General features: G+C 45.9%; 15 protein-coding genes. 12 read left to right on the top strand and 3 right to left on the bottom strand.

Annotated features, from left to right (window positions below; all coding sequences use genetic code 11):
* Window positions 1-62: 62 nt before the first annotated feature.
* The 3 genes from OMP94_RS05840 to OMP94_RS05830 form a co-directional block, all read right to left on the bottom strand.
* Entirely contained in the window at window positions 63-530 is a 468-nt protein-coding gene (locus OMP94_RS05840; protein WP_266277132.1) for a DUF494 family protein, read from the bottom strand.
* Between the two features lie 23 nt (window positions 531-553).
* Window positions 554-1,552, bottom strand: coding sequence for a DNA-processing protein DprA (dprA, locus tag OMP94_RS05835; RefSeq protein WP_266277130.1), 999 nt, complete (start codon window positions 1,550-1,552; stop codon window positions 554-556).
* A 134-nt stretch (window positions 1,553-1,686) separates the two neighbouring features.
* The gene (locus OMP94_RS05830) at window positions 1,687-2,718 is read right to left on the bottom strand and encodes a LysM peptidoglycan-binding domain-containing protein (protein ID WP_266277128.1); all 1,032 of its coding nucleotides are present in this window, start codon (window positions 2,716-2,718) and stop codon (window positions 1,687-1,689) included.
* Window positions 2,719-3,086: 368 nt separating this feature from the next.
* Here OMP94_RS05830 and def point away from each other — a divergent pair, with 368 nt between their 5' ends.
* Genes def through OMP94_RS05770 form a run of 12 tightly spaced genes read left to right on the top strand, consistent with a single transcriptional unit; the run spans window position 3,087 to window position 14,932 of the window.
* Window positions 3,087-3,590, top strand: coding sequence for a peptide deformylase (gene def, locus OMP94_RS05825; RefSeq protein ID WP_266277126.1), 504 nt, complete (start codon window positions 3,087-3,089; stop codon window positions 3,588-3,590).
* A gap of 8 nt (window positions 3,591-3,598) precedes the next feature.
* Window positions 3,599-4,528: a methionyl-tRNA formyltransferase gene (fmt, locus tag OMP94_RS05820; RefSeq protein ID WP_266277124.1), complete on the top strand. Its 930-nt coding sequence runs from the start codon at window positions 3,599-3,601 to the stop codon at window positions 4,526-4,528.
* Window positions 4,521-5,831, top strand: coding sequence for a 16S rRNA (cytosine(967)-C(5))-methyltransferase RsmB (rsmB, locus tag OMP94_RS05815; RefSeq protein WP_266277122.1), 1,311 nt, complete (start codon window positions 4,521-4,523; stop codon window positions 5,829-5,831). Before fmt ends, rsmB begins: the two co-directional genes overlap by 8 nt.
* Entirely contained in the window at window positions 5,809-6,390 is a 582-nt protein-coding gene (locus OMP94_RS05810; RefSeq protein WP_266277120.1) for a DUF4390 domain-containing protein, read from the top strand. Before rsmB ends, OMP94_RS05810 begins: the two co-directional genes overlap by 23 nt.
* Window positions 6,375-8,540, top strand: coding sequence for a sensor histidine kinase (locus OMP94_RS05805; RefSeq protein WP_266277118.1), 2,166 nt, complete (start codon window positions 6,375-6,377; stop codon window positions 8,538-8,540). Before OMP94_RS05810 ends, OMP94_RS05805 begins: the two co-directional genes overlap by 16 nt.
* Window positions 8,537-9,811, top strand: a complete 1,275-nt coding sequence (locus tag OMP94_RS05800) for a sigma-54-dependent transcriptional regulator (protein WP_266277113.1) — start codon at window positions 8,537-8,539, stop codon at window positions 9,809-9,811. The genes OMP94_RS05805 and OMP94_RS05800 overlap by 4 nt, the downstream gene beginning before the upstream one ends.
* 9 nt (window positions 9,812-9,820) lie before the next feature.
* Window positions 9,821-11,194 (top strand): Trk system potassium transporter TrkA, encoded by a 1,374-nt coding sequence (trkA, locus tag OMP94_RS05795; RefSeq protein ID WP_266277111.1) that lies wholly within the window; start codon window positions 9,821-9,823, stop codon window positions 11,192-11,194.
* A gap of 2 nt (window positions 11,195-11,196) precedes the next feature.
* Window positions 11,197-11,754: a YqgE/AlgH family protein gene (locus tag OMP94_RS05790; protein WP_266277106.1), complete on the top strand. Its 558-nt coding sequence runs from the start codon at window positions 11,197-11,199 to the stop codon at window positions 11,752-11,754.
* The gene (gene ruvX / locus OMP94_RS05785) at window positions 11,751-12,170 is read left to right on the top strand and encodes a Holliday junction resolvase RuvX (protein ID WP_266277104.1); all 420 of its coding nucleotides are present in this window, start codon (window positions 11,751-11,753) and stop codon (window positions 12,168-12,170) included. The genes OMP94_RS05790 and ruvX overlap by 4 nt, the downstream gene beginning before the upstream one ends.
* Complete coding sequence (gene pyrR / locus OMP94_RS05780; RefSeq protein WP_266277102.1) at window positions 12,167-12,697, top strand: bifunctional pyr operon transcriptional regulator/uracil phosphoribosyltransferase PyrR; 531 nt, start codon at window positions 12,167-12,169, stop codon at window positions 12,695-12,697. The genes ruvX and pyrR overlap by 4 nt, the downstream gene beginning before the upstream one ends.
* Window positions 12,687-13,661 carry an aspartate carbamoyltransferase catalytic subunit gene (locus OMP94_RS05775; RefSeq protein WP_266277100.1) on the top strand — a complete coding sequence of 325 codons (975 nt, stop codon included), beginning with the start codon at window positions 12,687-12,689 and terminating at the stop codon, window positions 13,659-13,661. The genes pyrR and OMP94_RS05775 overlap by 11 nt, the downstream gene beginning before the upstream one ends.
* Window positions 13,658-14,932, top strand: a complete 1,275-nt coding sequence (locus OMP94_RS05770) for a dihydroorotase (RefSeq protein ID WP_266277098.1) — start codon at window positions 13,658-13,660, stop codon at window positions 14,930-14,932. The genes OMP94_RS05775 and OMP94_RS05770 overlap by 4 nt, the downstream gene beginning before the upstream one ends.
* The last annotated feature ends 7 nt before the right edge of the window (window positions 14,933-14,939 follow it).

Raw genomic sequence — 14,939 nt, 5'->3', positions numbered from 1 at the left:
TATCCGTTTACAAATAACAAGGCCCGTAAAAACGGGCCTTGACGGGATGGTTTAGAAAACGATCAGTGAATGACCGCCTCCATATCCTCAAATACCAAATCTTCCATCCAGGCATAAGCTACTTCTCTACCCGGTTGATAGAACAACACCATGAGCACGACCCACTTGAGTTGCTCTAAATCAATTTCTTCACTATCTAGTGCCAGTACCCGCTCAATAACAACTTCGCGTGTTTCGCTATCTAAAACCCCTACTTGTTCTAAAAACAGTAGGTAACCTCGGCACTGTACATCAAGCCGCTCCATTTCAGTGTCATTAAACACTCGGATGGAAGCATCGGGATTGTCAACTTGCGGTGCGACCACCGTCATGGTGTCAAGCCAATCCAACGCTTTGTGGATTTCCAGTTCCTGAAAACCTACGCGCTCTAATTCTAGCTCGAGCGTATCTTTATCAGGCTGGCGACTGTCTTCAGTGTCGATGTAGTTCTCAAACAAGTACAACAACACATCAATTACATTTTCTTTCATCGGCTTCTCTATTGTGGGCCTCATCAAGCAGCAGTGCGTGTATATCTACCTCCCGGCAGAGCACTGACCCGACCTTGCAGCTCCAGTAATAACAGCATGGATGAAACGGCATCAGCCGTCAATCCGCTGCGTAAAATCAGTTCGTCTATATGTATGGGGTCAAATCCTAAATGTTCAAATAATTGTTGATATTCGACATCATCTTGCGGCTGTGCGCTAGCTAGTTCAGTATTTGCTTCTGGATCAGCTATTTGCGCAAATTCGGCCAACGCGCCTAATTCATCAATAATGTGATCGGCATTCTCAACTAACTTAGCTCCATCTCGGATTAGCTGATGACATCCTCTTGCCAATGGGTTGTGAATCGAGCCCGGCATAGCAAATACTTCACGACCTTGCTCCATGGCCATTCTCGCCGTTATTAATGAGCCACTTTTTAAAGCAGCCTCCACCACCAGCGTACCTAATGACAAACCACTAATGATACGGTTTCGACGGGGGAAGTTTTCTGCCAGTGGTGGCGTGCCTAAAGGAAACTCAGAAACGATGGCCCCTTGCTGGGCAATTTGATGGGCAAGATCCCGATGCTTGGCAGGATAAACTCTATCAAGCCCCGTCCCAACAACTGCAACCGTTTTGCCGCCAGCAGCCAAAGCACCTTTATGTGCGGCGGCATCAACTCCATCAGCCAGACCACTACAAATGTGTAACCCACCGCCAGCCATAAATCGAGCAAACTCAAAAGCACTATCACGACCTGATGGTGTTGGGTTTCTACTGCCAACAATGGCTAATTGCCATGCCTGTAGGCAATCGACATCGCCTTGAACAAACAATAACGGCGGAGGATCAGAAATTTCTTTGAGTAACGACGAATAACGAGGATCATCTAACGTTAATATGTAGCGGTCTGGTCCTGCAAGCCAATCTAAATCAAGCTTAACTTGCTGCCAATCAGGTGTTTTTAGAGCATTGATGAGTTTTTCAGAGAAAGGTTTCAGCATGGCTGGTTGCTGAAACACGCTGCTTGCCTTGCCGGCAAAAGCCATCACTTTAGCAAATGTGACAGGCCCTACTCCGGGTGTTCGCAGTAAGGCTATTTGACAGGCCAGTTCCCTCTGGCCAGATGGAAAATCATCCTGTGTCAGAATCGAATCTACTCCGCTGATTTGACCTTGTCGTAGAGGTTAACAGCTGTTGTTGATTTCATCACAATGGCATAGCTAACTTTATCGAACAAACGGAACACTAGCGCTTCACCTGCATGCTCATCCGGCAAAGTTACTTCATCAAAGCGATCTGCTGTAACTTGATCTTTAACAGTTTGACCCGCTTTATAAAGTGATAAAACATGACCCAGCTCTAAACCATCACGAGTACCTAAGTTCAATACGATGATTTGATATTGACCAACTTGTGACACACCATCAAATACCGAAATAATTCGACCGGACATATCTTTTTCTGGTGAGCGAGGGAAGAAATACATTTCATAATCATCGGCTTCCACTTCAAGTAAACGGTCACCAATTTGTACTTCACGATTGGTAAAAGTTAAATCGACCGTTGAAGGATCACCAATTGCCGTGACAGTTGCATCACCCGTATAAATAGCTTCGTAACCGAGTAATTCGCCCGTATCAGGATCGACATATTGTTTGCCGCCACGGAAAATACTGAAATCTTGGCCGGCTTCGCCGGTAACGCCACGTGCGTAAACAAAGTCACCGGTACCTGAAATGAGTCGCTCATCACTGCTGGCAACGATATAAGGCGCGCTGTCCAACACTTCTGCACCAACAACTTTTGGTTTGCTTAAAAAAGGACCAATATCAGCCATGGCGATGGTTGGGATTGGCTTTTGCAACTGCATTTCGCGCACTTCTGGTGACATTTTGTATGTTTGTTTACCGCGATTTAGCGCCAACACTGGACGTCCGTTACGGTAGACCAAAGATAGTTCATCACCAGGATATATAAGGTGGGGATTATCCACTTGAGGATTAACCTCCCAAATCTCAGGCCAGTGCCATGGATGCTGTAGGAACATGCCTGAAATGTCCCATAAAGTATCGCCTTTTTTAACAACGTAACGATCCGGGTGATTGGGATTTAATGCCACTTCATTGGCAAGAATCGGCAAGCTCAACAAAGCAACAAATAAAGTCAGAATAAAGCGGCGCAACATTGGCATATCCTCATGGACACGGGACAGGTTGTCAGCATCCCTGAATGTGAATGACAACCTCTGCAAATAGTTTGTTATATGCCAACGCACGAATCAAGCGCTTTGGCATCAAAATAAGCTTATACACCAGTGTCGCTGTTAGCACAAAACCGAACACAGACAAAAAGCTCTTTTTAGGTACTTATTTTGTTGGTATTAACGATTAATCATTAGATTTTGATAACTAACAGAGTTGTTCGTTGTCATAAATTTAGAGGTTAACTAAGAGTGGACTATGATCGAATGATTTTTCATTGCTGCGCCAGCGCTTTACAATAAGAATAACAACTTCTTTGAAATAATATGTTTTACGCAAACAGGTACGATTAATGGCGATTTTAAATATCCTACATTTCCCGGATCCACGGCTTCGCAACAAAGCCTTACCGGTTGAAACAGTTGATGATGAAATCCGTCAGCTGGCTCATGACATGTTAGAAACCATGTATGAAGCGCCGGGTATTGGCCTTGCTGCCACGCAAGTTAATGTCACCAAACGTGTCATTGTTATCGATATCTCTGATGATAAATCTGAACCGTTATTTTTGATTAACCCGGAATTGGTTACCACCGAGGGTGAGCGTGAGTACCAAGAAGGTTGTTTATCAGTCCCCGAAGCTTATGAGATCGTAACCCGCGCTGACACGATTCGATTTAAAGCTTTGGATTTAGATGGCAAGCCATTTGAAATGGACGCAGAGGGTTTACTAGCAACCTGTGTACAACATGAAATTGATCATTTGGACGGCAAATTATTTGTAGATTACTTGAGTAATCTCAAACGAGATCGCATCCGTAAAAAATTAGAAAAACACCAAAAACAAAAACTGTAAGGACGGTCATGCGCATCATTTTCGCCGGTACGCCGGATTTCGCTGCAACTTGTCTGGCAGCATTACTGACCAGTCAACATGAGATTGTGGCGGTTTATAGTCAACCTGACAGACCAGCAGGTCGAGGCCGCAAATTAACTGCAAGTCCCGTTAAGCAACTCGCTTTAGAGCACAATATTCCGATTGAACAACCACTCAATTTTAAAGACCCCGCAGATCGTCAACGACTTCTGGATTATCAAGCGGATGTCATGGTTGTCGTTGCTTATGGCCTTATTCTGCCGCAAGCCGTGTTAGATACGCCCAAATATGGATGTTTAAATATTCACGCATCACTCCTACCCAGATGGCGTGGCGCCGCGCCAATTCAAAGATCTATCTTGGCTGGTGACCAAGAAACCGGCGTTTGCATTATGCAGATGGCCGCCGGCCTTGATACTGGACCAGTTTTATCTCGTAGTATTGTTCCTATCGACACCACAGATACGGCGCAATCGTTACATGACAAATTAGCTGAGTCTGGCGCGAAAACCCTACTAACAACGCTGGATGACCTTTTGGCTTTACAGCCTAAAGCCGAACCTCAGGATGACAACCAAAGTTGTTATGCCGAAAAGTTACAAAAGGCAGAAGCCATCATCGATTGGCAACAAACGGCGGAAGAAATTGATCGTCGTGTTCGGGCATTTAATCCATGGCCAGTGACACAAACACTATGGCGTGGTGAAACCTTACGTATTTGGACAGCAACCTTAGTCGATGAACAATCTAAAGGTGAAGCTGGAGAGATCGTTAAAGTTGATCGTGATGGCCTATTAGTCGCTACAGGCCAAGGCACGCTTAAAATCACCCAACTACAATTACCCGGAAAACGTAGTATGAGTGTGACCGATCTATTAAATTCTCAATCAATCGAAGTGGGCGAAAAGCTTGGCTAAGTCATCTTCCCTTTGTCCACGCAGTGCTGCTGCACTTGTTATCAGTACGGTCGCTCAGCAAAGCCAATCTCTGAACCCCGTTTTAGCAAGCCACTTAGCAACATTAGCGCCGGAACAACGCAGCCTGACCCAGCAATTGAGTTATGGCGTATTACGTCTGCATCCCACGTTAGTTGCTATTTCTGCGCCACTGCTACAAAAAAAATTAAAAAATAAAGACCAAGATATCTACGCCTTATTGTTGGTTGGTATTTATCAACTAAGAGAGTTACGTATTCCACCTCATGCCGCAATTTCTGAAACGGTCGATGCCGCCAGCAAACTGGGAAAACAGTGGGCAAAAGGTCTACTCAATGCCTGTTTAAGACAGTATCAACGTCGACAGGAAGAGTTAGAAAAGCAAGCGCTTACTACCGAATCAGGCCGGTTTGCACATCCTCAGTGGTTGATTGATGCACTACGTAAAGACTGGCCTGAACATTGGCAACAAATCCTTCAGGCCAATAATCTGCAAGCCCCCATGATGCTGCGAGTTAATCAGCAAAAGTCAGATGTCACAGACTATCAAAAACTGTTGTCTGAGAAAGGAATCACCAGTCAGCAACAAACACTTTGCCCTGAAGGACTACTTCTTGATAAAGCAACAGATGTAAATGAGTTACCTTACTTTGCTGAGGGCTGGGTATCTGTTCAAGATGGTGCTGCCCAGCAAGTAGCTGCGCTACTCGACTTACGTTCTGGGATGGAAGTATTGGACGCTTGTGCTGCCCCTGGCGGCAAAACGGCCCATATGCTTGAAACGATGCCAGATTTAAATGTCACAGCATTAGACATTGATGAGCAAAGGCTTCAGCGTGTTAAGGAAACCTTAAGTCGCCTAGGTTTTAACGCCCAGACAATTGCAGCAGATGCATCAGAGACACAAAGTTGGTGGCATGGTCGACCATTTGATCGTATTCTCATTGATGCACCTTGCAGTGGCAGTGGCGTAATACGACGCCATCCAGATATCAAACTGCTTAGAAGGCCTGAAGATATTGAGCAGCTGGCAAATCGTCAACAACAACTACTTGATAACTTATGGCCTTTACTGAAACCAAACGGTATCTTGGTCTACACTACATGCTCGGTGTTTAAGCGTGAAAATACCGATCAGATCCATGAGTTTTTACAACGCCATGCCGATGCCCGCTTGATTGATGTCGATCCAGCGCCGGCACGTAAAGCACAATGCGGCTACCAACGACTGCCGGGGGACGATGCTTTTGATGGATTCTTTTATGCCTGTTTGCAGCGTGATTAAGCGCTTTTTACAGATTTTTTGTCTTCTGACTGTGCCGCTAATTGCACAGGCAACACAATTTACTATCAATCAAGCTCAGGTATATCAAATTGGCAATGGACATATGCTCAATGCCACCATCAGTTATCCCATTACGCCTCGCGTTCAAGAAGCATTAGATAACGGCGTACCGATTACTTTCTTTCAAGAAATCCAGCTTTTAGATCGCACACCGATACTTTGGGACTGGTGGCATTGGGACACGATAATTTGGTCTACCGAAATACGTTATGAGCTTCGATACCACGACTTATCGCAACAATACATGCTCACAGCACTTGATCTCGATAACCATCGTAACTTTACAACTTTGAGTAGTGCGCTCAGCGCAATGGGCAATATAACCAGCCTGACATTACCACCCGCTTATACCGCAGAGCGAACAGACACCACCGTTTTGCAAATTCGCAGTGGCTTAGATTTAACCGCACTGCCCTCCCCAATGCGTCCCGGGGCAATGATTTCTGATAAATGGGACCTCACCAGCGAGTGGTTTGAAGCAATATGGCCATCCGACTGATAAGAAGACTTAGCACAGGTACAGCTCCCTACTTTTCTCTGGCCATCATGTTATTGGTGTTGGCCTACTTACTAAGTGCCGCCACACAAGATAAATCTCGTCTTAACGACTTATTTCTGATCATTTTTGGTATCGGTCTGACTTGCCTATTAATTCTGGCAGGTCTGCTCACCAGAGGCTTATGGCGGCTTTACCGCGACTTTCAACGTAAGTCTGCCGGCTCAAGGCTCACCTTAAGGCTAGTCAGCCTATTTGTTCTGTTAGTTGTTGGTTCCACCAGCATCGTTTATGGCTTTTCAGTTCACTTCTTACAACGAGGTATTAACAGTTGGTTTGACGTACAAGTCGAACAGGCGCTTGATGATTCGTTAGAGCTTAGCCGTAGTGCATTTGGCATCAGAATGCGAACTTTACTGAGACAAACCCGGATGATGGCTGGTGTTTTGTCTGAACTGCCTGATAGCAGTTTGGGAAATAGCTTGCGTGAGCTCAATCGTCTTAGTGGTGCCTTAGAGCTCAGTATCTGGAATATGGATGGCCGAATCGTAGTCTCTAGCATTGATAACCCGATGATAATTGTTCCAAACAGGCCGGATGAAGCAATCCTTAGGCAGATCATGCAAGGCGAAGATTATATTGGCCTAGATCCTTCAGATAATAATGAATTACAACTTCGCTCAGCCGTGAAAATTCCTCGTAAATCACTGCTAGAAGAAGACCGCATTCTGCACGTTTTATTTCCAGTGAATGAGCAGCTGAGCAACTTGGGTAAAAATGTCCAAGATGCCTACACTGACTACAAAGAGCTAAGTTATCTCCGTGAGCCGCTGGTAACTATTTTTACTCTGACACTCAGTCTTATCGTATTTTTAACCGTATTGGCCTCAATTTGGTTTGCCGTGTGGATTTCGCGCCGTATTGTTGAGCCATTACAAGAACTCGCCGAAGGTACTCGCGCGGTTGCATCGGGTAACTACAATATGCAGCTAACAGCTTCAGGCCATGACGAGATTGGTTTCTTAGTTCGCTCTTTCAACCAAATGACCCAACGCCTCACTCAGGCACGTAATGCCTCACAGCGAAGTCACCGTCTACTTGAACAACAAACCAGTTACCTCACAACGGTTTTAGGCAGCTTATCGAGTGGCGTTATCACCATCGATAAAGATTTGTATCTACGTACAGCGAACGTGGCGAGTAACAATATCCTGGGTGTTAACCTGCAACAACGCCTTGAAAGCTCACTCGACAGCTTGGCGCGACTAAGTGACAACATGCAGTCATTCACCATGCTCATCAAAAACTACACGTTGAAACCTATTGCTTGGGAACAACAAATTGAGCTTAGCCAACCCAAGGGTCGGCAAACCTTGATGTGTCACGGTACGCCATTACCTGGCGAAACCGGCTGGGTAGTTGTCTTTGATGACATTACAACATTAATACAGGCGCAGCGTCATGCCGCTTGGGGTGAAGTAGCCAGACGACTTGCACATGAAATCAAAAACCCGCTGACGCCAATTCAATTATCTGCTGAACGCCTACAACATAAATACGTGACGATGGTGCCAACTGATCAGGCTGAAACCCTGACAAAACTGACCGATACGATCGTTCAGCAAGTCGAAGCCATGAAAGAAATGGTGAACGAGTTTTCTGACTATGCTCGCAGTCCCGGGTTACAGCTTGAGTGGATTTCCGTCGGTGATATGCTGCGTGAAGTATTAACGCTTTATCAAAGTAATCCACACCATCAATTTGCCTTACTAAACAGTAAAGAAGACATACAAATTCGTGTAGATCGAAACCGTTTCAGACAAGTTCTCCACAATTTATTGAAAAATGCGATTGAAGCCAGTGAAGAAGCTGGCATGGCCGTTGATATCATCATCAGCTACCATCCTGTGCGCTATCAGCATCAACGTTGGCTAGAAATCACCGTACATGATCAAGGTCCTGGCTTCCCAGCAGATATGATCAACACCTTATTTGAACCCTACGCGACCACCAAAACCAAAGGCACCGGTTTGGGGCTGGCTATCGTCAAAAAAATCATTGAAGAACACGGCGGTGATGTCTGGGCAGAAAACCGCGAAGACGATGGAGCAGGTATAATCATTAGGTTGCCACTTGAGGATCAGCAAACGTGAGTACAGATAAACCGCTCATACTGGTTGTGGATGACGAACCCGATATCCGCAATTTGATTAAAGACATTCTCGAAGACGAAGCTTATCGTGTCGTCATTGCGAGTAATGGTGAAGAAGCGCGCGAAGCTTTTGTTCAACATCAACCGAACTTGGTCTTGCTCGATATTTGGATGCCAGATATCGACGGCATTAGTCTGCTAAAAGAATTTAAACAACAAAATAGCAGTGTCACCATTGTCATGATGTCTGGGCATGGCACCATTGAAACAGCTGTGGAAGCCACACGTTCAGGTGCCTGTGACTTCATTGAAAAACCGCTGTCGATGGCCAAATTACTGCGCGGTGTTGAGCTTGCGTTAGAAAATCGTGCTCGTCAGGCTGCCATCCAACTAGAAATGGCCGTTGAACCGGTTGGTAAAAGCGCCAAAATGGTTCAGCTACGTGAACAAGCAGAAAAAGTGGCTAGCCATGACATGCCTATTTTATTGGTCGGCGAAGGCGGTACTGGTAAACATTGTTATGCCCATTATCTTCATCGTCTTGGTGCTTATGCCAGTGGTAAATTTATCGAGTTTAGTCCGGAGAGCTTCCCACTAGACAGCCATAAATTGACTAATCTTGCTCAGCAAAACTGTATCTACATCAACGATATCGCGTTATTGAGCGATGATGCACAGGCCTTAATGTTGCACTTATTAGAAAGTGGTCAGTTAAAACAAAGCCAACTTATCTGTGCGACCCAACAATCACTGGAAAAAGCCATTGCTCGTGGTGACTTTTTAGATGGTCTCTATTACCAGCTAAACACGATAACGCTGCAAATTCCGGCGCTACGTGACCATATCGAAGATATTCCTGAGCTGGTGCACTTTTTTGTCGACCAACAAACAACACAAGCTGGCTTGCCCTATCGTCGCTTTACCGTTGCCGCACAAAACCGCCTGCGTAACTACAATTGGCCAGGTAATATTCTAGAGCTGAAAAACGTCATTCAACGCATGCTGGTACTCGGTGATGCCGATGACATTGATGTTGCTGATATCGAAGCTGCATTACATGCCGAGCCACCACCAAATGCCGATGATATTGAAGGCATTAACTTGGATCTGCCGTTACGTGAAGCCCGTGAACAATTTGAGCGTATTTACCTGCTCCAAAAGCTCCAGGAAACGGATGGCAACGTTGGTAAAGCGGCTAAACTGGCAGGGATGGAACGAACCCACTTATATCGTAAGCTACGTGCCCTTGGCATTGACACCAAACAAGTATAGGACGCCACTATGAAGATCCTGATCCTCGGTGCCGGCCAAGTCGGTGCTTCAGTTGCCTCAACCCTCGCCCGTGAAGATGATGACATCACGCTGGTTGATACTAATATCGGCAACCTCTCCAAACTGCAGGATCACTACGATATTCGCACCATCCAAGGCCAAGCATCCCATCCTGATGTACTGGCCCGTGCAGGCGCGGCCGATGCCGACTTAGTGCTGGCGGTCACCAATAGTGATGAAACCAATATGGTGGCCTGTCAGATCTGTCATACGTTGTATAACACGCCGACCAAAATTGCTCGGATCCGTGCACCAGAATACTTGGCAAAACCAGAGCTATTTAACAACGAAGCTATTGCGATTGATGTGCTGATTAGCCCTGAACAGTTGGTCACAGACTACATTCAGCGTCTGATCAGTCACCCGAACGCCCTGCAAGTACTCGATTTTGCTGATGGCTTGGTGCAATTGGTTGCAGTTAAAGCTTTTCATGGTGGCCCACTGGTTGGTCATCCATTACGCGAACTACGTAAACACATTCCCAAAACGGATACACGTGTTGCCGCCATTTTCCGAAATGGTCGAGCGATTGCGCCTACTGCAGATGCTGTTATCGAAACCGATGATGAAGTTTTCTTTATCGCTGCGAGTAAAGATATTCGCGCAGTCATGGCTGAACTACGTCGACTGGATAAGCCATACAAACGCATTATGTTGGCTGGTGGCGGTAACATCGGCATACGTTTGGCTAGAGCATTGCAGCATGATTATCAAATCAAAATCATTGAGGCGAATCCAGACCGGGCTGATTACTTATCAGAAGAGCTATCACAATGCATCGTTTTGCTGGGTGATGTTGCCAATGAAGAGCTACTTATCGAAGAAGAAATCGATAAAGTTGATTTATTCTGCTCACTTACCAATGATGATGAAGCCAACATTTTGTCAGCCATGCTGGCCAAACGCCTCGGCGCTCGCAAGGTCTTATCGCTGATAAACCGTGCCGCTTATGTAGATTTGGTTGAAAGTGGCAGCATCGATATCGCCCTATCACCTCAACAAGCCACTATCGGTAGTTTGCTAGCTCATATTCGCCGAGGTGATATTGTCGCTGTGCATTCATTACGTCGCGGTGCCGCTGAAGCATTAGAAGCCATCGCTCATGGCGACAAAAACTCATCAATGGTTGTCGGTCGACGTATTGATGAAATTGACCTACCACCAGGCACATCAATTGGTGCCATTGTTCGCGGTGAAGAGGTTATGATTGCCCACCGCAATACGGTCATTGAAGCCGAAGATCACGTTATCTTGTTCTTAACCAATAAACGCTACATCAAAGAAGTCGAGCGTTTATTCCAAGTTGGCTTTAACTTCTTTTAAACATGGCAGATTATTTTAAAAATCATTTTTTGGTCGCCATGCCAAACCTCATCGACACTTTTTTCTATCACTCTGTCGTTTATCTTTGTGAACATGATGAAAATGGTGCAATGGGCATCATCATCAATCGCCCCACCAAAATCCAACTTACAGAACTTCTCGGCCATTTACACATTGATAACCATAGTGAGTGGGTACAAAGCCGCACGGTGCTGTTTGGTGGCCCGGTGAAAAAAGATCAAGGCATGGTGTTACACGATGGTGGCGAACAATGGAAAAGCACTTTAGGCATTGAGGAAAATCTATTCCTGACCACCTCTAGCGATATCTTGCCGGATTTAGGCAGCAGTAAAGGCCCTCGCAATGCACTTGTTACCTTAGGTTATGCTGGTTGGGGTGAAGGGCAGCTAGAGCAAGAAATGGCTGAAAATAGCTGGCTGACTGTTCCTGCTAACCACCAACTATTATTTGATACACCGGCAGATGAACGTTGGGAAGCCAGTGCTAAACTATTAGGTATCGATATTCATTTGATGACCAATAATGCAGGACATGCATGACAACTGTTAGTACCGTTATGGGGTTTGACTTCGGCATGAAAAACATCGGTGTTGCTGTTGGCCAAAAACTAACCGGCACCGCTAGCGCACTAGTCGCTTTAAAAGCCCGAGATGGCATTCCCGATTGGCAACTTATTGAAAACCTCATCCAACAGTGGCAACCACAACAATTGGTGGTTGGCTTGCCATTAAATATGGATGGCACTGAACAACAAATGACTGCATCTGCAAGGAAATTTGGCAACCGGCTCAACAATCGCTTTAATATCCCTGTAGCCTGGCAAGATGAAAGGCTGACAACTTTCGAAGCGGTCTCATCAATGGGCCTCAAAAACAAGTTTCAGTCAGCCAAACGCAGCGATGTCGATCGCATGTCAGCACAAATTATTCTTCAATCATGGTTGGACCAACAATGACTATGCCAAGCACACAAGCAGACATACAAACGCTGCTGGAAGAGATGGCAAATACACTGCGCGAGCAGTTTGCCAATAAAAAACCGTTACTCGTTGGTATCCACACCGGCGGTGTCTGGGTTGCTCAAGAGCTACTCAAACTGCTTGGCGATGACTTTTTTGATGCGCCGCTCGGCACACTAAATATTGCTTATTACCGTGATGATTTCACACGCATTGGCATGCACCCACAAGTATCCCCCTCGGATTTGCCATTTGACGTCGATAATCGCCATTTAGTTTTGGTGGATGATGTTTTTTACAGCGGCCGTACCACCCGGGCAGCATTAAATGAGATTTTTGATTATGGTCGTCCAGCGACCGTCACCCTTGCGGTGTTGATTGAACGAAATGGTCGTGAGCTGCCCATTATGCCGGATATTGTCGGTGCAAAAGTTGCGCTAGAAAAAGGTCAACAAATCAAACTTCGTAAAGCCGATGGACTCTACCTAGAACTTCGTGAGGCCGGAGCAATCAATGCACAGTAACCAACTTACTGATCAAGGCCACTTACGCCACTTCCTAACGATTGAAGGGCTTAAACGTCCATTGCTAACCGAAATCATGGACCGTGCTGAGCAGTTTTCTGGGATCGGTAACCGTCAGGTTAAAAAAGTCCCATTACTTCGCGGTAAAACTATTGTTAACCTGTTTTTCGAAAACAGTACACGCACCCGCTCTACCTTTGAATTAGCCGCAAAGCGTCTATCAGCTGACGTGATGAACTTTAATATCAACACCTCAGCAACCTCTAAAGGTGAGAGCTTGCTCGATACATTGCATAACCTCGAGTCGATGCATACTGATATGTTTGTTGTGCGTCATAACCAAAGTGGTGCCGCTGAGTTTATCGCACAACATGTCGCCCCCCATGTAAGCGTCATTAATGCTGGTGATGGCTGTCACGCCCACCCAACACAAGCCATGCTCGACATGTTCACCATCCGTCGCCACAAACAGGACTTTGCCAATTTGCGCGTCGCAATTGTCGGCGATATTTTGCACTCTCGTGTTGCAAGGTCACAGATCCAAGCCTTATCAACATTAGGTGTCGGTGAAATCCGTGTTATCGGCCCACAAACACTCTTACCTCGTGATTGCCACACTATGGGCGTACATGTTTATCACGACATGGCTAGCGGCCTTGAAGATGTTGATGTCGTCATCATGCTGCGTTTACAACTCGAACGTATGCAAGGCGCATTATTACCCAGTGCCAGAGAATATTTCCGCTGCTTTGGCTTAACTGAAGAAAAACTTCGTTATGCCAAACCTGATGCCATTGTTATGCATCCAGGCCCCATTAACCGTGGTGTTGAAATCGCTTCATCAGTCGCCGACGGGCCACAATCCGTGATTTTGGAACAGGTCACCCATGGTATCGCCATCCGCATGGCCGTTATGTCTATGGCACTAGGCAGTCAATCTGATTTACATGAGGCAGAAGCATGAAAACGCTGATCTCAGGGGGCCGTATTATTGACCCCGCCAGCCAACTTGATACCAATCAGTCAGTTTTTATAGAAGACGATACAATCGTTGCAATTGGCGACCATTTAGCGAATTTTCATGCTGATATTGAGATCGATGCAACCGGCATGATTGTTTGTCCTGGTTTAGTGGATCTCAGCGCGCGCCTGCGTGAGCCCGGTCAAGAACATACAGCAACCATTGATAGTGAAACCAAAGCAGCAGCTGCAGGCGGCATCACGACCTTGGCAGTACCGCCCGATACAGATCCGGTGATTGATACACCTGCCGTTATCGAGCTCATTGAAGATCGCGCTAAAAAAGCCGGTCGTGTCATGGTATTAACCATTGGTGCACTCACACAAAAGCTCGATGGCGAATTATTAGCTGAGATGGCAGCATTAAAAAATGCTGGCTGTGTTGGTGTAAGTAGTGGCCTAAATGCCATTAAAAACAGCGTGGTTTGGCGACGGGCATTGGAATATGCCGCGACCTTAGATTTAACTGTTTTCATTAATGCCGCTGATCCTTGGTTACAAAAACAAGGCTGCGTTCATGAAGGCACTGTCAGTGCAAGACTAGGCTTGTCTGGTATTCCGGAAAGTGCTGAAACCATCGCAGTAAGTCGTGATTTGCTACTAATTGAACAAACCGGAGTACGCGCTCACTTTCACAATATATCCACTGGTCGAGCGGTCAAAATGATTCGTGAAGCACAAGAAAAAGGTCTTCCAGTTACTGCAGATGTCAGTGCCCACCACTTACATCTTTGTGAACATGACTTGGGTAATTACGATGCCTTTAGTCACGTTTTACCGCCTTTACGCAGTGTGCGTGATCGCGAGCAATTACAACAAGGTTTACGTGATGGTGTTTTGCAATCTATCGCCTCACACCACCAACCCTTAGACGCTGATGCCAAGCTTGGCCCATTTGCTGAAACCACACCCGGCATTTCTGCTTTGGAAACACTGCTACCGCTGACATTGAAACTAGTTGAAGATGATGAACTGGATTTAATGACTGCTTTAGCAGCACTAACTTGTCAGCCTGCAGATATTCTTGGTATTGAAGCTGGCCAGTTAAAAGTAGGCGCCACTGCAGATATCTGCATCATTGACCCAACAGCTCACTTTGAGTGTCAGCCATCCAAACTTGTTAGCGCGGGTAAAAACAGTCCTTTTGCTGGCTGGCTATTTCGCCATCAAGCAGCTTATACCTTGTTCCAAGGTAAGCTGGTTTATCAACGTTAAACCACTT

The organism is Methylophaga sp. OBS3 (genome assembly GCF_026319325.1).
In the GTDB taxonomy this organism is placed as follows: domain Bacteria; phylum Pseudomonadota; class Gammaproteobacteria; order Nitrosococcales; family Methylophagaceae; genus Methylophaga.
The sequence above is the reverse complement of the archived record's forward strand: the minus strand, read 5'-3'. Positions and strand labels throughout refer to the sequence as shown.

What these genes read in the sequence shown, in the direction of transcription:
- OMP94_RS05840 (WP_266277132.1), bottom strand. Translation starts at nt 530, where the DNA reads ATGAAAGAAAATGTAATTGATGTGTTGTTGTACTTGTTTGAGAACTAC.
- OMP94_RS05830 (WP_266277128.1), bottom strand. Translation starts at nt 2,718, where the DNA reads ATGTTGCGCCGCTTTATTCTGACTTTATTTGTTGCTTTGTTGAGCTTG.
- def (WP_266277126.1), top strand. Translation starts at nt 3,087, where the DNA reads ATGGCGATTTTAAATATCCTACATTTCCCGGATCCACGGCTTCGCAAC.
- fmt (WP_266277124.1), top strand. Translation starts at nt 3,599, where the DNA reads ATGCGCATCATTTTCGCCGGTACGCCGGATTTCGCTGCAACTTGTCTG.
- OMP94_RS05810 (WP_266277120.1), top strand. Translation starts at nt 5,809, where the DNA reads ATGCCTGTTTGCAGCGTGATTAAGCGCTTTTTACAGATTTTTTGTCTT.
- OMP94_RS05805 (WP_266277118.1), top strand. Translation starts at nt 6,375, where the DNA reads ATGGCCATCCGACTGATAAGAAGACTTAGCACAGGTACAGCTCCCTAC.
- trkA (WP_266277111.1), top strand. Translation starts at nt 9,821, where the DNA reads ATGAAGATCCTGATCCTCGGTGCCGGCCAAGTCGGTGCTTCAGTTGCC.
- OMP94_RS05790 (WP_266277106.1), top strand. Translation starts at nt 11,197, where the DNA reads ATGGCAGATTATTTTAAAAATCATTTTTTGGTCGCCATGCCAAACCTC.
- ruvX (WP_266277104.1), top strand. Translation starts at nt 11,751, where the DNA reads ATGACAACTGTTAGTACCGTTATGGGGTTTGACTTCGGCATGAAAAAC.
- pyrR (WP_266277102.1), top strand. Translation starts at nt 12,167, where the DNA reads ATGACTATGCCAAGCACACAAGCAGACATACAAACGCTGCTGGAAGAG.
- OMP94_RS05775 (WP_266277100.1), top strand. Translation starts at nt 12,687, where the DNA reads ATGCACAGTAACCAACTTACTGATCAAGGCCACTTACGCCACTTCCTA.
- OMP94_RS05770 (WP_266277098.1), top strand. Translation starts at nt 13,658, where the DNA reads ATGAAAACGCTGATCTCAGGGGGCCGTATTATTGACCCCGCCAGCCAA.